Genomic DNA, 18371 nt, shown 5'->3' on the forward strand with positions numbered 1-18371 from the left:
TGTTTTGTGCGCTTAAAAATCAACGAGTTATCAATTTGTGCGCTTAAAATAAAAGCGCCGCCAAAAACGGCGGCGCATCATCAAAATGCAATAATCTTACTGGTTAAACTGACGGAACAACGCTTTCCCTTTTAACAAACGCAGCCCCAGCCCGCCGCCGCACAGGGATAACAACACCGCCCCCGTCAGCGGCAGCATCACCCACAGCCGCCAGTCCGGCGTCCAGGGGAAATCAAAGACTTTCGTCTGCAGCATCGCCAGCGCCACTTCGGCGCCTATCGCCGCCACCAGGCCGGAGACCAGCCCCAGCAGGGCAAACTCCGCCCACAGCGTGGCGCGCAGCAGCGATTTTCCGGCCCCCAGCGTGCGCCAGACCACCAGCTCCTGATGCCGCTGGCGCATACCGACCTGGACCTGCGCCAGCAACAGCAGCACGCCGCAGGCCGTGACCAGGCCCACCATCACCTCCAGCGCCCGGCTGACCTGGGAGAGCACCTGGCCGACCTGACGCAGGATGGCGCCGATATCCAGCAGGCTGACTGTAGGAAACTCGCGGTTCAACTGGGTCAACATCGCGGGACCGTTATCCCAGCGGAAGCTGGTGAGCCAGCTCTGCGGCTGCCCGTCCAGCGCCCCGGAGGGGAAAATAAAGAAGAAGTTGGGCCGCAGGCTCTCCCAGTCAACTTTGCGCACGCTGCTCACCTTCGCGCTGAAGTCCTGAGTATCGCCGGTAAAGGTCACCGTATCGCCGATCTTCACCCCCAGCCGCTGCGCCAGCCCCTCCTCAATCGATACCTCGCCCGGCTTCGGCGGCCAGCTGCCGGCCACCAGCGGATTATGATCCGGACGCTGTTCGCTCCAGGTGAGATTAAGCTCGCGATTCAGCGCTTCGTCTTTGTTCCCGTCCGTGGAGTGGCCGTTGATCTGCGTCAGACGAGCCCGGACGATCGGATAAAATTCCGCCGCCCGCGTCTGGTGTTCGGCGAGGAAGGTCTTCACCGGCATTATCTGCTCAGGGGCGATATTGATCAGGAAGTAGTTTGGGCTCTCCGGGGGCAGCTGCTGCTGCCAGCGGTCGAGCAGATCGCCGCGCAGCACCAGCAGCAGCGCCAGCAGCATAAACGACAGGGAAAACGCCGCCAGCTGGCTGAGGGTCGACCACGGCTGGCGCAGCAGGCGGTTCACCGCCAGACGCAGCGGCAAGGCGCTGAGCGTCAGGCGTTTGAGCAGCCATAGCAATCCCCAGCCCACCAGGCCGCACAGCAGCGCCAGCACCACCGCCCCGGCCAGCACCGACCACAGCAGGGGGCTGCCGCCCATCAGCCACGCCAGCAGGCCCACCACCACGGCGCTGACCGTCGGGATCCAGATTTTCAGCGGCCAGACGTTAGCCACCACGTCCTGGCGCAGCACCCGCAGCGGCAGGGTCGCCAGCAGCAGCCGATAGGGGCGCAGGCCCACCAGCAGGGAAATCACGCCGGTCGCGCCCACCGCCCACAGCCACGGCCAGCCGCTGGCCGGCGGGAGCGCGGCGGGCAGAACCGGTTTGAGCATCAGCAACAGCAGGCGCTCCAGCGCTAGCCCTGCTGCCCCGCCGGTTATCAGCGACAGCGTCAACAGCAGCAGCCATTGGCCGACAATCAGCTTGCGCAGCTGCGCCCGTCCGGCGCCCAGCGTCTTGAGTATGGCGACCAGATCGTAGCGGCTGCGGCAGTAGTGGCCCATCGCCACGGCCACCGCCGCGACGGCCAACAGCAGCGTCAGCAGCGCGGATAACAACAGGAATTGCTGCGAGCGTTCGAGGGATTTGCCCAGCGCGCTGTCGTCCTGGTCAAGACCAATCCAGCGATGCTCCGGGCCGAGTTTCGGCAGCAGCCACTGCTCATAATTGGCCAGCTGTTCAGCGTCGCCGGCGAACTTATAGCGCCATGCGACGCGACTCCCGGGCTGCACGGCGCCGGTCTTTGCCACGTCGGCCATATTCATCATCAGCCGCGGCGCCATCTGGAAGGGGTTGAACCCCGCATCCGGCTCCTGAATCACTTCCCCGGCAATGCGCAGCGTGGCGTCGCCAACGTCAATCGTATCGCCGGTTTTCAGGTTCAGCAGCGCCATCAACCTTGGCGCCAGCAGCACGCTGCCCGCCTGGGGCTTCAGCCCCGGCGGCTGCGTCTCGAGAGTGCCATACAGCGGATAGCGGTCATCCACCGCCTTGACGTCCGCCAGCTGCGGCGTATCGCCCGCAAAGGTCATAGTGGCGAAGCTCAGCTGTTCGCTGACGCTCAGCCCTGACTGGCGCGCATGCGCGATCCACTCAGCGGGCACCTCGCGCGAACTGCGCAGCGTGCGGTCGCCTGCCATAAACTCACGGCTTTGCTGGCTGAGGCCTTTCTCCATCCGATCGCTTATCGACCCCAGGGCCAGCACGCAGGCCACGGCGAGGCTTAACGCCAGCCAGACGATCAGCAGCGACGGCGAGCGCCATTCGCGCCAGAACCAGCGGGCGATCATGCTTCCTCCCGCAGCTGGCCATCCACCAGGCGCAGACGACGGTCGCAGCGCGCCGCCAGCAGCGGATCGTGAGTGACGAGGATCAGGGTGGTGCCGTGTTCGCGATTAAGCGAGAACAGCAGATCGGCAATTTTATCCCCGGTCTGGCGATCGAGGTTGCCGGTGGGCTCATCGGCGAACAGAATGGCCGGACGACCATTGAAGGCCCGGGCCAGCGCGACCCGCTGCTGTTCACCGCCGGAGAGCTGTGCCGGCAGGTGGTGCAGGCGTTTGCCAAGCCCCAGCTGCTCAAGTAGCGCGCGGGCATCGCCCCGGCTCTGGCTGTCGCTGGCGCCACGCAGCAGCGCCGGCAGCTCGACGTTCTCCAGGGCGTTGAGCGTCGGGATCAGCATAAACGACTGAAAGACAAAACCGACGTGCTGCGCCCGCAGCGCCGCCCGCGCCTCCTCATCCATCCGATGCAGCGGTTTGCCCAGCATCGATACTTCCCCACTGCTGCCATCGTCCAGGCCGGCGAGGATCGCCAACAGGGTCGATTTACCGGAGCCCGACTCGCCGATCAGGGCGATGGTCTGCCGCGGTTTGACAACCAGCTCAACTCCGGTAAGGATGGAGAGCTGATGCTCCCCCTGACCGACGGACTTCTTAAGATGATGAACTTCAAGTATGTTTTCCGCTGGCATGTGCCTTTCCTGTTTTTGTTCCTGTTTACCTGCCGCGCGATGGCGGCGGATACGCTGCTGATCCTCGGCGACAGCCTGAGCGCTGGCTATCGGATGGCGGCCAACGCCGCGTGGCCTGCGCTGCTCAATGAGAAGTGGCAGGCGAAAACGCCAGTGGTGAACGCCAGCATCAGCGGCGATACCTCCCAGCAAGGGCTGGCCCGTCTGCCTGCGCTGCTTAAACAGCATCAGCCGCGCTGGGTGCTGGTTGAGCTCGGCGGCAATGACGGGCTACGCGGCTTTCCGCCGCAGCAGACCGAGCAGACGCTGCGCACCATTATTAAGGATATCAAAGCGGCCAACGCCGAGCCGCTGCTGATGCAAATTCACCTGCCGGCGAACTATGGCCGCCGCTATAATGAAGCCTTCGGCGCGATTTACCCGGCCCTGGCCAAAGAGTTCGCTATTCCTCTCCTGCCCTTTTTTATGGAGGAGGTGTATCTGAAACCCCAGTGGATGCAGGACGACGGCATTCACCCGAATCGCGACGCGCAGCCGTTTATCGCCGAGTGGATGGCGAACCGGCTGGCTCCCTTAGTTAATCATGACTCCTGAACGCCAGGGGTCGCTGACAGGTAAAGTTATGCAAAAAACGGTTTTAGTGACAGGCTGTTCCAGCGGAATTGGTCTGGAAAGCGCACTGGATTTAACCCGCCAGGGCTTTCGCGTGCTGGCGGCCTGCCGCAAGGCAGAGGACGTGGCGCGGATGCAGGAGCTGGGGCTAACCGGTATTTTGCTCGATCTGGACGACCCGCAGAGCGTGGAGCGCGCGGCGGCGGAGGTGCTTGCGCTGACCGATAATCGTCTCTACGGCCTGTTCAATAACGCCGGATACGGCGTCTATGGCCCGCTGAACACCATCAGCCGCCAGCAGATGGAACAGCAGTTTTCCGCTAACTTTTTCGGCGTCCATCAGCTCACCATGCTGCTGCTGCCAGCGATGACGCCGCACGGCGAAGGTCGCATCGTAATGACCTCGTCGGTGATGGGGCTTATCGCCAGCCCCGGCCGCGGCGCCTACGCCGCCAGTAAATACGCCCTCGAGGCATGGTCCGACGCACTGCGCATGGAGCTGCGTCACAGCGGTATCAAGGTCAGCCTGATTGAGCCGGGCCCGATCCGCACCCGCTTTACCGATAACGTCAACCAGACGCAAAGCGACAAGCCCGTTGAAAACCCGGGCATCGCCGCCCGTTTTACCCTCGGGCCGGAGGCGGTAGTGGAAAAAGTGCGCCACGCTTTTATCAGCGATAAGCCGAAGCTGCGCTACCCGGTTACCCTGGTCACCCACGCGGTGGCGCTGCTCAAACGCCTGCTGCCAGCCCGCGCGATGGACAAAATTATCCACGGCTGAGTTGAAGCGCGGCATGCCGCCCCCATGTAAAACAGAAATCGACTAACGAGAAATGCCCATGTCCGAACAGAATATTGTCAACATTAGCGAAGCGAACCTGCAGCAGACGCTACAGCAGTCCATGAACGTCCCGGTGCTGTTTTACTTCTGGTCTGCCCGCAGTCAGCACTGCGAACAGCTGACCCCGGTTCTTGAACGCCTGGCCGCTCAATACAACGGCCAGTTTACGCTGGCGAAGGTCGATTGCGACGCCGAGCAGATGCTCGCTTCACAGTTTGGTCTGCGCGCCATCCCTACGGTTTATCTGTTCCAGAACGGCCAACCAGTGGACGGTTTTGAAGGCCCGCAGCCGGAAGAAGCGATCCGCGCCCTGCTGGATAAAGTCCTGCCCCGCGAAGAGGAGCTGAAAGCGCAGCAGGCCCTGGCCCTGATGCAGGAAGAAAAATACGCCGATGCCCTGCCGCTGCTGAAGGAAGCCTGGCAGCTGTCGAATCAGGACAGCCAGATTGGCCTGCTGCTGGCGGAAACGCTGATTGCTCTGCACCGTTCCGATGAAGCGGAAAACGTACTGAAGACTATTCCGCTGCAGGATCAGGATACCCACTATCAGGGGCTGGTGGCGCAGATTGAGCTACTCAAACAGGCCGCCGACACGCCGGAAATCCAGCAGCTGCAGCAGCAGGTGGAACAGAATCCGGAGGACGCGCAGCTGGCCTCCCAGCTGGCGCTACAGCTGCATCAGGTCGGGCGTAACGAAGAAGCGCTGGCGCTGCTGTTCAGCCATCTGCAGAAGGATTTAGGCGCTGGCGACGGCCAGGCGCGCAAGATGCTGCAGGAGATCCTCGCCGCCCTCGGTACCGGCGATGCGCTGGCCGCCAAATACCGCCGTCAGCTCTATTCGCTGCTGTACTAATCCGTTGCCAGCCCCGGATAGCGCTGCGCTTATCCGGGCTACGCGAACGATGCGGAACCTAGCCTTAGTCGCCCGGGTGAGGCGTGAACGCCGCAACCCGGGATCGTTCACGGGCGCTTTTTCAGCTGCGTCACCACCAGCTGATGGCGGGCGTTGAAGAACTTCCGGTAGGTCAGATAGCCGGCGATAATCGTCGACAGGCTGGCGGTCGACAGCAGCATAAAGGTCACCATGATCTGGTACTTAATCGCCTTTACCGGGTCAATACCGGCAAAAATTAGCCCCGACATCATCCCTGGCAAGCTCACCAGGCCGACCGTTTTCGCTGAATCGACGGTGGGTATCAATGACGCGCGAATGCTGTCGCGAATCAGCCGCGCCGAGGCCATTTTCGGCGTCGCGCCGAGGCTCAGCTTCTCCTGAATCTGCTGCTGCTCGCTGCTGAAGCGCTGGCCCATATTGTTGTAGCACAGTCCCACCGCTACCATGGCGTTCCCGGCCACCATCCCGGCAATCGGGATCACCTGCATCGGGACAAAGGCTATCGAGCCAGAGAACACCAGCACCGCCAGCGTCAGCCCGGCGCCGGTGGTGATGGCGATAAATGACGAGACAAAAGCCTTATCGATATACTTGCTGCGCTTTTTGGCATTCCACGCCGCGTTAAAGCAGATAAACAGCACCATCAACAGCGTCAGAACCGCATGATTGACGTTAAAGATATATTTCAATACATAGCCGACGATAATCAGCTGCACGATCGCCCGGCAGATGCTCCAGAGAATATCTTTTTCCAGCGCCAGCTTTTCCCGATAGCTCACCAGAATAGCGATCAGCACCAGCACCATCGACAGCGCCAGCGATTCGTTCGTAATGTTATGCCCGTTCATGCCGTACCTCCTGCATGTTTCCGCCGGCAGGCTGCAAGGTAATCACTTCATCGGCATGCGAAATTTCGTTGCGATCGTGGGTGACCCACAGAACAGCGACCTGCTTTTCCGTCGCATAGCCATGAATAATGTCATTCACATTCTGTTTATTACTGTCATCCAGCGCGCTGGTAATTTCGTCCAGCAGCAGCACGCGCGGCAGAAATTGTAAATTGCGGATCAGCGAGACGCGCTGCTTTTCCCCGCCGGATAGTTCATTAATCGATTTTTCCAGCATATTTTCGCCAAGACCAAAGCGCTGCAGGTCGGCCACCAGCGCCTGCGGATCCGGTTGTTTATTGCGGATCTGCCACGGAAAAATCAGGTTATCGTAAACCGAATCCCCGAACAGCGCCGGCGTCTGCGCACAGTAAGAGACCTGCTGGCGATACCTTTCCGGCGACAGCGTCGCGACATCGGCATTGTCGAAAAACAGGCGTCCGGAGGTCGGACTGAGCAGCGAGGCGATAATTTTCAGCAAGGTGCTTTTCCCGCAGCCGGAAGGCCCGGTAATCAACTTAAATTCCCCGGGTCTGAGCTCAAGATTGATATTGTGTAAAATAACTGCGTCGTCGGTCTTAAATCCCACATCCTCGAGACGCAAAAGCGCGTTATTTTCCTTCATGAGGCTTCCTGATTATTTTCTGAAACACCGCTAGTTTACCGCACTTTCCTTTCTCCCGGTGGTGGAGAAAGATATACTCAGTTTAAACACGCGCTATTTCTTTGTAGCGCTTCACCAGGCAACAAGACAGGAGGTTTTTGATGCTGATTTTTATTCCTATCCTTATTTTCGTCGCGCTGGTCATTGTGGCCGCGGCGGTGAAAATCGTCCCGCAGGGCTACCAGTGGACGGTGGAGCGCTTCGGGCGTTTTACCCAGACGCTGCAGCCGGGATTAAGCTTAGTCGTGCCGTTTATGGACCGCATCGGCCGCAAAGTGAACATGATGGAGCAGGTGCTCGACATCCCCTCACAGGAGGTTATCTCCAGAGATAACGCCAACGTCACCATCGACGCCGTTTGCTTTATTCAGGTGGTTGACGCGCCAAAGGCCGCCTACGAGGTCAGCAATCTTGAGCAGGCGATCGTCAACCTGACGATGACCAACATTCGTACCGTGCTCGGCTCGATGGAGCTGGACGAAATGCTCTCCCAGCGCGACAGCATTAACACCCGCCTGCTGCATATCGTTGACGACGCCACCAACCCGTGGGGGGTGAAAATCACCCGCGTCGAAATTCGCGACGTTCGCCCACCGGCGGAGCTTATCGCCTCGATGAACGCCCAGATGAAAGCCGAACGTACCAAACGCGCCTATATCCTTGAGGCCGAAGGGGTGCGTCAGGCGGAAATTCTGAAAGCGGAAGGGGAAAAGCAGTCGCAGATCCTCAAGGCGGAGGGCGAGCGGCAGTCCGCCTTCCTGCAGGCGGAGGCCCGCGAGCGTTCCGCTGAAGCGGAAGCCCGCGCCACCCAGATGGTCTCCTCAGCGATCGCCTCAGGCGATATTCAGGCGATCAACTACTTCGTGGCGCAGAAATACACCGATGCGCTGCAGCAGATTGGCGCCGCCAACAACAGTAAAGTGGTGCTGATGCCGCTGGATGCCAGCAGCCTGATGGGATCGATCGCCGGGATCAGCGAGCTGATCAAAGAAGGCGCTGGCGATCGGAAAAAATCATGATCGACATGATCCTCGCCCACCCTCATCTGTTCTGGCTAAGCCTCGGCGGGCTGCTGCTGGCGGCCGAGATGCTGGGCGGCAGCGGATACCTGCTGTGGAGCGGCGTCGCCGGCGTGGTGACCGGCGCCCTGACCTGGCTCCTGCCGCTGAGCTGGGAATGGCAAGGCACGCTGTTTGCCGTCCTCACTCTGCTGGCGGCGTGGCTGTGGTCGAAGTGGCTGCGCAAGCGCGTCAAACTGCAGCGTCCTGCCGATGCTCAACTCAACCAGCGCGGGCAGCAGCTGATAGGCCGCCGTCTGACGCTGGATGCCCCGCTGGTAAACGGCCGCGGCCACGTGCGCGTGGGCGACAGCTCATGGCCGGTGATGGCTGACGAGGACCTCGCCCCAGGCAGTCAAGTCGAAGTGGTCGCCGTGGAAGGGATTACGCTACGGATCAGACCCGTCGTTCGTTAAGCCTGCGCCTTGCGATGACAGCAGCCGGAAAGATTATCGATAATCGGGCATTCCGCGCTGTCGTCGCCGGGACAGGATTCGGCCAGCGCCAGCAGGTGCGCGCGCATATTTTGTAGCTCGCGAATGTGGTTCTCAATATCCGCCACTTTCTCCAGCGTGCGTTTTTTCACATCGGCGCTGTGGCGTGACGGGTCGTTGAATAACGCCACCAGCTCGCGGCACTCTTCCAGATTAAACCCCACCTGCCGCGCCTGGCGCAGCAGCGTCAGTTCATCGAGATGCTGCTGACCGTAGGTGCGGTAGCCGTTTTCGCTGCGCAACGGCGGCGTCACCAGCCCCTTTTCTTCGTAAAAACGAATCGCTTTGCTGGTTAAGCCGGTTTTTTTCGCCACATCGCTGATATTCATTTTTTCTCCTTGACCTTCCCCTTGCTGGAAGGTTTAACCTTCTTAATACTCGATGAAAGAGTGGTTCTGGTCAATCGTTGACCGGAAAATTATTCAGGAGTTATTTATGTCTAACACTATCGACCTGACGCTGGATGGCCTCTCCTGCGGCCACTGCGTCAAACGCGTGAAAGAGAGTCTGGAGCAGCGTCCTGACGTTGAGCAAGCGGAAGTCACCCTCACTGAAGCCCATGTGACGGGCAGCGCCAGCGCACAAGCGCTGATTGAAACCGTTAAACAAGCCGGATACGGCGCGGAGCTCAGCCACCCAAAGGCTAAACCGCTGGCAGAATCATCAATCCCGTCGGAAGCACTGACAGCGGCCACTCCTGAGCTTCCGGCAGCCCATGACGAAGATGACAGTCAACAGCTGCTGATCAACGGCATGAGCTGCGCCAGCTGCGTCTCCCGGGTACAGAACGCGCTTGCCGCGGTGCCGGGCGTCTCACAGGCGCGGGTTAACCTGGCGGAACGCACGGCGCTGGTGATGGGCAGTGCGTCCGCCGCAGAATTAGTGCAGGCGGTGGAGAAAGCGGGCTACGGCGCGGAGGCGATCGAGGACGATCTGGAACGCCGCGAACGTCAGCAGGAAACCGCCATCGCCACCATGAAACGTTTTCGCTGGCAGGCGATTGTCGCCCTGCTGGTCGGCGTGCCGGTGATGGTCTGGGGCATGATCGGCGATAACATGATGGTCAGCGACGACAACCGTTCGCTGTGGCTGGTCATCGGCCTCGTCACCCTTGCGGTGATGGTCTTCGCCGGTGGGCACTTCTACCGCAGCGCGTGGAAAAGCCTGAAAAACGGCACCGCCACCATGGATACGCTGGTGGCCCTCGGTACCGGCGTCGCCTGGCTGTACTCGATGAGCGTCAACCTGTGGCCACAGTGGTTCCCGATGGAAGCCCGCCATCTCTATTACGAAGCCAGCGCAATGATTATCGGCCTGATTAACCTCGGCCATATGCTGGAGGCCCGCGCCCGCCAGCGCTCCTCAAAAGCGCTGGAAAAACTGCTCGACCTGACGCCGCCTTCAGCCCGCGTGGTGACCCCTGAGGGAGAAAAGGATCTGCCGCTCGCTGAAGTTCAGGCCGGCATGACGCTGCGCCTGACCACTGGCGATCGCGTTCCGGTTGACGGCGTGATAAGCCAGGGCGAAGCCTGGTTTGATGAAGCGATGCTCACCGGCGAACCGGTACCACAGCAAAAAGGCGATGGCGATGCCATTCACGCCGGCACCGTGGTGCAGGACGGCAGCGTGCTGTTCACCGCCAGCGCCGTCGGCAGCCAGACCACGCTGGCACGTATTATCCGCATGGTGCGCCAGGCGCAGAGCAGCAAGCCGGAGATCGGCCAGCTGGCGGATAAAATCTCCGCGGTGTTTGTCCCGGCGGTGGTCGCCATTGCGCTGATTAGCGCGGCGATCTGGTACTTCTTCGGCCCGGCGCCGCAGATCGTCTATACCCTGGTGATCGCCACCACGGTGCTGATTATCGCCTGTCCGTGCGCCTTAGGGCTGGCGACGCCAATGTCGATCATCTCCGGCGTTGGCCGGGCGGCGGAATACGGCGTACTGGTGCGCGACGCCGATGCGCTGCAGCGCGCCAGTGAACTCGACACCCTGGTGTTCGATAAAACCGGCACCCTGACCGAAGGTAAGCCGCAGGTGGTGGCGGTGAAAACTTTCGCTGGCGTTGATGAGATTACCGCGCTGCGTCTTGCCGCCGCGCTCGAGCAGGGCTCAAGCCATCCGCTGGCGCGAGCGATCCTCGATAAAGCCGGAGACAGCCCGTTGCCGGAAGTGAGCGGCTTCCGCACCCTGCGCGGCCTTGGCGTCAGCGGTGAGGCGGAAGGTCATCGCCTGCTGCTCGGCAACCAGGCGCTGCTCAACGAGCAGCATATCGCCACCAGCGATATAGAAAGCGAGATGATGGCGCAGGCCTCGCGCGGCGCTACGCCGGTGCTGCTGGCGGTGGATGGTCAGGCGGCCGCGCTGTTCGCCATCCGTGACCCGCTGCGCGAAGACAGCGTCGACGCCCTGGCGCGCCTGCATCGTCAGGGCTACCGCCTGGTGATGCTCACCGGGGATAACCCCACTACCGCGAATGCCATCGCCAAAGAAGCCGGCATTGATGAAGTGATTGCCGGCGTGCTGCCGGACGGTAAAGCCGACGCCATTAAGCGTCTGCAGAGCCAGGGGCACAAAGTGGCGATGGTTGGCGATGGGATTAACGATGCCCCCGCGCTGGCGCAGGCGGATGTCGGGATCGCCATGGGCGGCGGCAGCGATGTCGCTATTGAAACCGCGGCGATCACCCTGATGCGCCATAGTCTTCACGGCGTGGCCGATGCGCTGGCGATTTCGAAGGCGACCTTACGCAATATGAAGCAGAACCTGCTGGGGGCCTTTGTCTACAACTCGCTGGGCATCCCGATTGCCGCCGGGATCCTCTGGCCGCTGACCGGCACGCTGCTCAATCCGGTGGTCGCCGGCGCGGCGATGGCGCTATCGTCGATCACCGTGGTGAGTAACGCTAACCGCCTGTTGCGCTTTAAACCAAAAGAGTAAACGCTGCTGCAGGAAAGCGGACGCTGACAGGATCGGCGCCCGCTTTTTTTCCGGGACAAGAAAAGCCCGCCGGAAGGGTGACGTGTATCACCATATGCGCTAGCATGAATGCCTCACACTTCGGAGCGCGTATGGGCCTGTTAAACCGGATAAAAATGCTGTGGCGAGCCGCCGTCGGCTCGTCTTATTCCTGGCCTGCGATGGATATCGTCCTGCCCGGCGAACGCTATCTGCACCTCGTCGGCAGCATCCATATGGGCACCCGCGACATGGCGCCGCCGCCAGCGAAACTGCTGAAAAAAATACGCCAGGCCGATGCGTTAATCGTCGAGGCCGATATCAGCGGCAATGAAACCCCGTTTAGCAATCTCCCCGCTTATCCGCCGCTGGCGGAGCGCCTGAGCGACGCGCAGCTGAGCGAGCTACAAGCGCGAGCCGGCGAGCTGGGCCTGTCGGTCGAGCTGTTCGACAGCCAGCCGCTGTGGCAGGTGGCGATGGTTCTGCAGGCCACCCAGGCGCAGAAGCTGGGGCTGCGGCCGGATTACGGTATCGATTATCAGTTGCTGATGGCCGCCCGCGAGAGCAACATAGCGGTGATGGAGCTGGAAGGCGCCGACAGCCAGATCGCGCTGCTGCGCGACCTGCCCGATGGCGGAATGGCGCTGCTGGAAGATACGCTGACCCACTGGCGCACCAACGCCCGTTTACTGCAGGTCATGATCGGCTGGTGGCTGGAGCAACCGCCGTCGCGCGGTGCGGTATCGCTGCCGACGACCTTCAGCCAGTCTTTATATGATGTGCTGATGCATCAGCGCAATCTCGCCTGGCGCGAGACGCTGCTGGCCTTGCCGCCGGGGCGCTACGTGGTCGCCGTCGGCGCGCTGCATCTGTATGGCGAAGGGAATCTGCCGGATATGCTGACATAAAAAAATGGCCAATATTGCTATTGGCCCGTCAAAGAGGAATTTCATCATTATTATTATCCCGGGATTTGTATCCCGGATCGTCTGATTGTCGCTCAAAGTGACCATCACTGCCAACACTATTGCGCAAGATGGTACTATTTTTTAGACAACCTGCGGGCGTATTCTGACGTCACGCAAAACCGGTTGGTAAGAAGGATAGCTATGACTCCCGCCGTTAAATTACTCGAAAAAAACAAAATTCCCTTTCAGATCCACAGTTACGATCACGATCCCAATGAGACCAACTTCGGTGATGAAGTGGTGCGCAAGCTCGGCCTCAATGCCGATCAGGTTTACAAGACCCTGCTGGTCGCCGTTAATGGCGATATGAAGCATCTGGCGGTCGCCGTCACCCCGGTCGCCGGGCAACTGGATTTGAAGAAAGTGGCGAAAGCGCTGGGCGCCAAGAAAGTCGACATGGCCGACCCGATGGTGGCGCAGCGTATCACCGGCTATCTGGTGGGCGGTATCAGTCCGCTGGGGCAGAAGAAGCGCCTGCCGACGGTGATTGACGCCCCGGCGCAGGAATTTGCCACTATCTATATTTCCGGCGGCAAACGCGGGCTGGATATTGAGCTGGCGGCCAGCGATCTGGCGCAGCTTCTGGATGCGAAGTTCGCCGATATCGCCCGCCGCGATTGATAACACTATCCCGGATAGCGGCGCACGCGCCTTATCCGGGCTCCCCAACTCATAGCCACGGTAAGCGTAGCGCCACCGTGGAAATAGCTCACCCGAAACCCAGGCTTACTGCCAGCTCACCTCGCCTTTCGGCTCATAGGCGGCGGCATCCAGCGGCGAGTTCTTCTCGATATACTCTTTTAGCACTTCGGCATCGATAAAGCCGGTATTCACATACCCGGGTTTATCGGCGATGTTCGGGTAACCATCGCCGCCGGTGGCGTTAAAGCTCAGCGTCGCCATCCGATAGGTCTTCGACGGATCCACCGGTTCGCCTTTGATTTTCAGATCGTTCAACTTGCCGTCTTTGGCCACAAAGCTGACGTTGGCAAACTGCGGATAGGCGCCGGAATCCGGCTTCATCTGCGCGACGGCGGTCAGGTAATCCACCACCTCCTTGCCGCTCATATCGACATAGGTCAGCACATTGCCAAACGGCTGGACCTTCATCACATCCTTGTAGGTGATATCGCCCGCCTCAATGGAGTCGCGGATCCCGCCGCCGCTCATCACCGCGAAATCCGCATTACTGCGCGCCATCTGCGCCGCCAGCAGCAGGTGGCCCATATTGGTCTGCACGAAACGCACTTTACTGCGATCGCCCTCCAGATGACCATTCACGCTGCCGATCTTGACCTGCAGTTGCGCCTTACCTTTGTTCTGGAACGGCGTCAGCAGCGACATCATCTGCGGGTTCTCCGCGATCTGCGGCGTATACAGCACCCGCTCGCTTTGGCCGTTATCGTAAGTCACTTTTTTCTTCAGGTTGACCGGGATCAGCTGATAGTGCACCAGCTTCATCTCGCCGTTGCGGAACTCAAAATCGGCGCGGCCGACGTATTTGCCCCACTCATGCGCCTGGACGATCCAGATGCCGTTCTGACGATCCGGGGCGCACGGCGTCCCTGGCACATAGTCGACCTGCTTTTTATTTTCCGACGCCATGCACACCGGATCCTGCGAGTGACCGCCGACGATCATCGCCAGCGAGCCCGCGGGTAAACTCCGCGCCATCTCGACATCCCCCGGCGCGTTAGAGCCGTGGTTGCCGTTGTCATAGTGGCCCATATGGGTGGTGGCCAGGATCACGTCCGGCTTTTCATTCTGCTGCAGCTCCTGGATCACCAGCTTCGCCTCTTCCGCCGGTTTGCGGAATTCGATATCGGTGAAATATTCTGGATTGCCAATCTTGGCCGTATCGTCAGTGGTTAAGCCAATCACCGCGATTTTTAACCCGCCGCGCTTAAACAGCGCCCAGGGTTTGAACAGCCGTTCGCCGGTGCTTTTCTGATAAATATTGGCCGACAGGAACGGGAACTTCGCCCACTTTTCCTGCTGGCGCAGCACGCTCAGCGGATTATCAAACTCGTGGTTCCCCACCGCCATCGCGTCGTAGCCGATCAGGTTCATGCCGCGAAAATCGGGCTCTGCATCCTGTAAATCAGACTCCGGCACCCCGGTATTGATATCCCCGCCGGACAGCAGCAGAACGCTACCGCCTTCAGCCGCCACCTCTTTACGAATACCGTCCACCAGCGTTTTCTGCGCCGCGAGGCCATATTCGCCGTAGTCATTGCGCCAGAAATGGCCGTGGTGATCGTTGGTGTGCAGGATGGTAATTTTATAGGTTTTATCCTGCTCATAGGCCTGCGCGGACAGGCTGCCCAGCGATAACGCGGCGAATAACGCCAGCGCCACGCTGTGTTTTAAACAATGCATGCTTCACTCCCTGACTTAATCCCAAGTGCCGAAAGTATAGCGAGTTAGCCGCATTGACAAATATGTTTTCAGAATTGCGACTTCCTTCAAACCTTGTCAGCAGGTATGTTAGTTGGATAATAATTCCACCTGCATCCTCTATACGCCTTCGCGTTGTATGGCAGTGCGTTAGCCCGTTCGTCATATTTCCCATGCAGTAGCCGGGAAAATCAGGGCAGTCGCATGGCGTACAAATAACGAAAGCTATATAAAAAAGTGACGTGAACCTATGGCAATCAATCAGACCGCTCAACCCATGTCCGGCCCCGCTGCGCCGCCGCAAAAAGCGCGCACCTCGTTTGGCATCTTAGGCGCGATCAGCCTGTCCCATTTGCTTAACGATATGATCCAGTCGCTCATTCTCGCGATCTACCCGCTGCTGCAGGCCGAGTTCTCCCTTACCTTTGTGCAGATCGGGATGATCACTCTCACCTTCCAGCTCACCTCATCGCTGTTCCAGCCGGTGATTGGCTATATTACCGATAAACGATCGATGCCGTGGTCGCTGCCGGTGGGCATGTGCTTTACCCTCTGCGGTTTGATCCTCCTGGCGCTGGCTGGTAGCTTCGGTATGGTGCTGCTGGCCGCCGCGCTGGTGGGTACCGGCTCCTCGGTTTTCCATCCGGAATCGTCCCGCGTAGCGCGGATGGCCTCCGGCGGCCGTCACGGCCTGGCCCAGTCGCTGTTCCAGGTCGGCGGCAACTTCGGCAGTTCGCTTGGTCCGCTGCTGGCGGCGGTGATCATCGCCCCGTATGGTAAAGGCAACGTCGCCTGGTTCGTACTGGCCGCCCTGCTGGCTATCGTCGTGCTGTCGCAAATCAGCCGCTGGTACGCCGCACAGCACCGGATGAATAAGGGCAAACCGAAGCCGGCGATCGTCAATCCGCTGCCGCGCAATAAGGTGATTCTGGCGGTAGGTATTCTGCTGATGCTGATTTTCTCGAAATATTTCTATATGGCGAGCATCAGCAGCTATTACACGTTTTATCTGATGCATAAATTCGGCTTATCGGTGCAAAATGCCCAGCTGCATCTGTTTGCCTTCCTGTTCGCGGTGGCCGCCGGGACGGTGATTGGCGGGCCCGTTGGCGATAAGATTGGGCGAAAATATGTTATTTGGGGCTCTATCCTCGGCGTGGCGCCCTTCACCCTTGTTTTACCCTACGCCAGCCTTGAATGGACCGGGATTTTAACGGTGATCATTGGTTTTATCCTCGCCTCGGCCTTCTCCGCTATCCTGGTCTATGCCCAGGAGCTGCTGCCGGGACGTATCGGTATGGTTTCTGGTCTGTTTTTCGGCTTCGCCTTTGGCATGGGCGGCCTTGGCGCCGCGGTGCTGGGCCTGCTGGCGGACCATACCAGTATCGACCTGGTGTATAAAATCTGCGCCTTCCTGCCGCTGCTGGGATTCCTGACGATATTTCTTCCTGATAACCGGCAAAAAGCCTGATTATCCGGCGGCCAAAGTGTAACGTTGGCCGCCGTTACCCCTTGCGCCATCGGCCTGATGCGCGCATTCCTCCCTCGATTTTCCCTTCTGTGCCTTTTCATCCCCTAATTGCATTTTTTTGCACAATTCAAGAATTATTCATAAACAAAGTGAACGTTTTTGTCATAAACTATTACGCGGACAGGGTAGCAAAATGGACCGATTCACCACTGGAAAGGAGACGGAATGCACCACGCAACACCGCTAATCACCACCATTGTCGGCGGCCTCGTGCTCGCCTTTATTCTCGGCATGATTGCCAATAAGCTACGTATTTCTCCTCTGGTGGGATATCTCTTAGCGGGCGTGCTGGCCGGACCTTTCACCCCTGGCTTTGTTGCTGACACCAAACTGGCTCCGGAACTGGCGGAACTCGGCGTGATCCTGCTGATGTTCGGCGTCGGGCTGCATTTTTCCCTCAAGGATCTGATGGCGGTAAAGTCGATCGCCATTCCCGGGGCCATCGCCCAGATAGCTGTGGCGACGCTGTTGGGTATGGCGCTCTCCGCCGCCCTTGGCTGGTCGCTGATGACCGGCATCGTCTTTGGCCTGTGTCTCTCCACCGCCAGTACCGTGGTGCTGCTGCGCGCCCTGGAGGAACGACAGCTGATTGACAGTCAGCGCGGGCAGATCGCCATCGGCTGGCTGATTGTGGAAGACCTGGTGATGGTCCTGACGCTGGTCCTGCTGCCGGCAGTGGCCGGTATGGCGGAGAAAGGCAACGTCGGCTTCGCTTCCCTCGCCCTCGACCTCGGGATCACCATTGGCAAAGTGGTGGCCTTTATCGCCATCATGATGCTGGTCGGCCGTCGGCTGGTGCCGTGGATCATGTCGCGCAGCGCGGCCACCGGCTCGCGCGAGCTGTTCACCCTGTCGGTGCTGGCCCTGGCGCTGGGCATCGCCTTCGGCGCCGTGGAGCTGTTTGATGTCTCCTTCGCCCTCGGCGCCTTCTTTGCCGGCATGGTGCTTAATGAATCCGAGCTGAGCCACCGCGCCGCCCATGACACCCTGCCGCTGCGCGACGCCTTCGCGGTGCTGTTCTTTGTCTCCGTCGGCATGCTGTTTGACCCAATGGTGCTGGTCCAGCAGCCGCTGGCGGTGCTGGCGACGCTGGCGATCATTATCTTTGGTAAATCCGCAGCCGCCTTTTTCCTCGTGCGTATGTTTGGCCACTCGCCGCGTACCGCACTGACGATTGCCGCCAGCCTGGCGCAGATTGGTGAATTTGCCTTTATTCTCGCCGGCCTGGGGATGGCGCTTAACCTGCTGCCGCAGGCCGGGCAAAACCTGGTGCTGGCCGGGGCGATCATCTCGATTATGCTCAACCCGGTGCTGTTTACCCTGCTGGAGAAATATCTCGATAAAACCGAAACCCTCGACGAGCAGACCCTGGAAGAGGTGCTGGAAGACGAGAAGCAGGTGCCGGTCGATATCTGCAACCACGCGCTGCTGGTCGGCTTCGGCCGCGTCGGCAGCCTGCTGGGCGAGAAGCTGATGGCCCAGGGGATCCCGCTGGTGGTGGTTGAAACCTCGCGCACCCGCGTGGATGAGCTACGCGAGCGCGGGATCAGCGCGGTGCTGGGCAATGCCGCCAATGAAGAGATCATGGAGCTGGCGCATCTCGACTGCGCTCGCTGGCTGCTGCTGACCATTCCCAACGGCTATGAGGCCGGCGAGATTGTCGCCTCCGCACGGGAAAAATGTCCGAATATCGAGATTATCGCCCGCGCCCATTACGATGATGAAGTGGATTACATTATCGACCGTGGGGCCAATCAGGTGGTGATGGGCGAGCGGGAAATTGCCCGCGCCATGCTGCAGCTTCTGGAAACGCCACCCGCCGGTGAAGTGGTCACTGGCTGATGTACAGCCCTCTCCCGTCGGGAGAGGGACTCG

The 18371-nt window shown here is 60.0% G+C and carries 17 protein-coding genes; 11 read left to right on the forward strand and 6 right to left on the reverse strand.

The features are described from left to right. The first annotated feature begins 6 nt into the window (after window positions 1-6). Window positions 7-135: a hypothetical protein gene (locus ABLV76_RS17685; protein WP_032431199.1), complete on the forward strand. Its 129-nt coding sequence runs from the start codon at window positions 7-9 to the stop codon at window positions 133-135. Here ABLV76_RS17685 and ybbP read toward each other — a convergent pair. Together ybbP and ybbA are read right to left on the reverse strand one after the other, a co-directional pair. Next, on the reverse strand, window positions 97-2511 hold the full coding sequence (ybbP, locus tag ABLV76_RS17690; RefSeq protein WP_114465105.1) for a putative ABC transporter permease subunit YbbP: 2415 nt from the start codon (window positions 2509-2511) through the stop codon (window positions 97-99). The genes ABLV76_RS17685 and ybbP overlap by 39 nt on opposite strands. Then, complete coding sequence (gene ybbA / locus ABLV76_RS17695) at window positions 2508-3194, reverse strand: putative ABC transporter ATP-binding protein YbbA (protein WP_004146399.1); 687 nt, start codon at window positions 3192-3194, stop codon at window positions 2508-2510. Before ybbA ends, ybbP begins: the two co-directional genes overlap by 4 nt. On the opposite strand from ybbA, the gene tesA reads away from it, so the two are divergent. Genes tesA through ABLV76_RS17710 form a run of 3 tightly spaced genes read left to right on the forward strand, consistent with a single transcriptional unit; the run spans window position 3165 to window position 5500 of the window. Beyond that, window positions 3165-3788, forward strand: coding sequence for a multifunctional acyl-CoA thioesterase I/protease I/lysophospholipase L1 (gene tesA, locus ABLV76_RS17700; RefSeq protein WP_025999119.1), 624 nt, complete (start codon window positions 3165-3167; stop codon window positions 3786-3788). The genes ybbA and tesA overlap by 30 nt on opposite strands. After that, window positions 3778-4587, forward strand: a complete 810-nt coding sequence (locus ABLV76_RS17705) for an SDR family oxidoreductase (RefSeq protein ID WP_072140396.1) — start codon at window positions 3778-3780, stop codon at window positions 4585-4587. Before tesA ends, ABLV76_RS17705 begins: the two co-directional genes overlap by 11 nt. Window positions 4588-4645: 58 nt before the next feature. Continuing rightward, window positions 4646-5500: a co-chaperone YbbN gene (locus ABLV76_RS17710; protein ID WP_004204720.1), complete on the forward strand. Its 855-nt coding sequence runs from the start codon at window positions 4646-4648 to the stop codon at window positions 5498-5500. A gap of 107 nt (window positions 5501-5607) precedes the next feature. Here ABLV76_RS17710 and fetB read toward each other — a convergent pair whose 3' ends face one another. Together fetB and fetA are read right to left on the reverse strand one after the other, a co-directional pair. Next, entirely contained in the window at window positions 5608-6390 is a 783-nt protein-coding gene (fetB, locus tag ABLV76_RS17715; protein ID WP_004204721.1) for an iron export ABC transporter permease subunit FetB, read from the reverse strand. Then, the gene (gene fetA, locus ABLV76_RS17720; protein ID WP_032455649.1) at window positions 6377-7054 is read right to left on the reverse strand and encodes an iron ABC transporter ATP-binding protein FetA; all 678 of its coding nucleotides are present in this window, start codon (window positions 7052-7054) and stop codon (window positions 6377-6379) included. The genes fetB and fetA overlap by 14 nt, the downstream gene beginning before the upstream one ends. Window positions 7055-7194: 140 nt before the next feature. Between fetA and ABLV76_RS17725 the strand changes: the two genes are divergently transcribed. Beyond that, window positions 7195-8112, forward strand: coding sequence for an SPFH domain-containing protein (locus ABLV76_RS17725; protein WP_004204723.1), 918 nt, complete (start codon window positions 7195-7197; stop codon window positions 8110-8112). Then, window positions 8109-8567: an NfeD family protein gene (locus ABLV76_RS17730; protein ID WP_017898886.1), complete on the forward strand. Its 459-nt coding sequence runs from the start codon at window positions 8109-8111 to the stop codon at window positions 8565-8567. Before ABLV76_RS17725 ends, ABLV76_RS17730 begins: the two co-directional genes overlap by 4 nt. On the opposite strand, the gene cueR is transcribed toward ABLV76_RS17730, so the two are convergent. Then, entirely contained in the window at window positions 8564-8974 is a 411-nt protein-coding gene (gene cueR, locus ABLV76_RS17735) for a Cu(I)-responsive transcriptional regulator (protein WP_004204725.1), read from the reverse strand. The genes ABLV76_RS17730 and cueR overlap by 4 nt on opposite strands. A gap of 106 nt (window positions 8975-9080) precedes the next feature. Between cueR and copA the strand changes: the two genes are divergently transcribed. From copA to ybaK, 3 genes are all read left to right on the forward strand, one after another. Beyond that, the gene (gene copA / locus ABLV76_RS17740) at window positions 9081-11582 is read left to right on the forward strand and encodes a copper-exporting P-type ATPase CopA (protein WP_032455685.1); all 2502 of its coding nucleotides are present in this window, start codon (window positions 9081-9083) and stop codon (window positions 11580-11582) included. 131 nt (window positions 11583-11713) lie between these two features. Further along, entirely contained in the window at window positions 11714-12508 is a 795-nt protein-coding gene (locus tag ABLV76_RS17745) for a TraB/GumN family protein (RefSeq protein ID WP_023319864.1), read from the forward strand. 201 nt (window positions 12509-12709) lie between these two features. Then, a complete protein-coding gene (gene ybaK, locus ABLV76_RS17750) occupies window positions 12710-13189 on the forward strand; it encodes a Cys-tRNA(Pro)/Cys-tRNA(Cys) deacylase YbaK (RefSeq protein WP_004204728.1) in 480 nt (159 codons plus the stop codon). 105 nt (window positions 13190-13294) lie between these two features. Here ybaK and ushA read toward each other — a convergent pair whose 3' ends face one another. Beyond that, a complete protein-coding gene (gene ushA, locus ABLV76_RS17755; protein WP_004204729.1) occupies window positions 13295-14947 on the reverse strand; it encodes a bifunctional UDP-sugar hydrolase/5'-nucleotidase UshA in 1653 nt (550 codons plus the stop codon). A gap of 268 nt (window positions 14948-15215) precedes the next feature. On the opposite strand from ushA, the gene ABLV76_RS17760 reads away from it, so the two are divergent. Next, window positions 15216-16436, forward strand: a complete 1221-nt coding sequence (locus ABLV76_RS17760; RefSeq protein ID WP_043521436.1) for an MFS transporter — start codon at window positions 15216-15218, stop codon at window positions 16434-16436. Window positions 16437-16661: 225 nt separating this feature from the next. Then, on the forward strand, window positions 16662-18338 hold the full coding sequence (ybaL, locus tag ABLV76_RS17765; protein WP_004204732.1) for a YbaL family putative K(+) efflux transporter: 1677 nt from the start codon (window positions 16662-16664) through the stop codon (window positions 18336-18338). The last annotated feature ends 33 nt before the right edge of the window (window positions 18339-18371 follow it).

This window comes from Klebsiella sp. GB_Kp047, from assembly GCF_040065235.1.
GTDB lineage: Bacteria > Pseudomonadota > Gammaproteobacteria > Enterobacterales > Enterobacteriaceae > Klebsiella > Klebsiella quasipneumoniae.

Coding starts and splice junctions, on each gene's coding strand:
- ABLV76_RS17705 (WP_072140396.1), top strand. CDS start 3,778: ATGACTCCTGAACGCCAGGGGTCGCTGACAGGTAAAGTTATGCAAAAA.
- ybbP (WP_114465105.1), bottom strand. CDS start 2,511: ATGATCGCCCGCTGGTTCTGGCGCGAATGGCGCTCGCCGTCGCTGCTG.
- ybaK (WP_004204728.1), top strand. CDS start 12,710: ATGACTCCCGCCGTTAAATTACTCGAAAAAAACAAAATTCCCTTTCAG.
- fetB (WP_004204721.1), bottom strand. CDS start 6,390: ATGAACGGGCATAACATTACGAACGAATCGCTGGCGCTGTCGATGGTG.
- ABLV76_RS17730 (WP_017898886.1), top strand. CDS start 8,109: ATGATCGACATGATCCTCGCCCACCCTCATCTGTTCTGGCTAAGCCTC.
- ybaL (WP_004204732.1), top strand. CDS start 16,662: ATGCACCACGCAACACCGCTAATCACCACCATTGTCGGCGGCCTCGTG.
- ABLV76_RS17710 (WP_004204720.1), top strand. CDS start 4,646: ATGTCCGAACAGAATATTGTCAACATTAGCGAAGCGAACCTGCAGCAG.
- copA (WP_032455685.1), top strand. CDS start 9,081: ATGTCTAACACTATCGACCTGACGCTGGATGGCCTCTCCTGCGGCCAC.
- cueR (WP_004204725.1), bottom strand. CDS start 8,974: ATGAATATCAGCGATGTGGCGAAAAAAACCGGCTTAACCAGCAAAGCG.
- ABLV76_RS17725 (WP_004204723.1), top strand. CDS start 7,195: ATGCTGATTTTTATTCCTATCCTTATTTTCGTCGCGCTGGTCATTGTG.
- tesA (WP_025999119.1), top strand. CDS start 3,165: ATGAACTTCAAGTATGTTTTCCGCTGGCATGTGCCTTTCCTGTTTTTG.
- ABLV76_RS17760 (WP_043521436.1), top strand. CDS start 15,216: ATGGCAATCAATCAGACCGCTCAACCCATGTCCGGCCCCGCTGCGCCG.
- ABLV76_RS17745 (WP_023319864.1), top strand. CDS start 11,714: ATGGGCCTGTTAAACCGGATAAAAATGCTGTGGCGAGCCGCCGTCGGC.
- ybbA (WP_004146399.1), bottom strand. CDS start 3,194: ATGCCAGCGGAAAACATACTTGAAGTTCATCATCTTAAGAAGTCCGTC.
- fetA (WP_032455649.1), bottom strand. CDS start 7,054: ATGAAGGAAAATAACGCGCTTTTGCGTCTCGAGGATGTGGGATTTAAG.
- ushA (WP_004204729.1), bottom strand. CDS start 14,947: ATGCATTGTTTAAAACACAGCGTGGCGCTGGCGTTATTCGCCGCGTTA.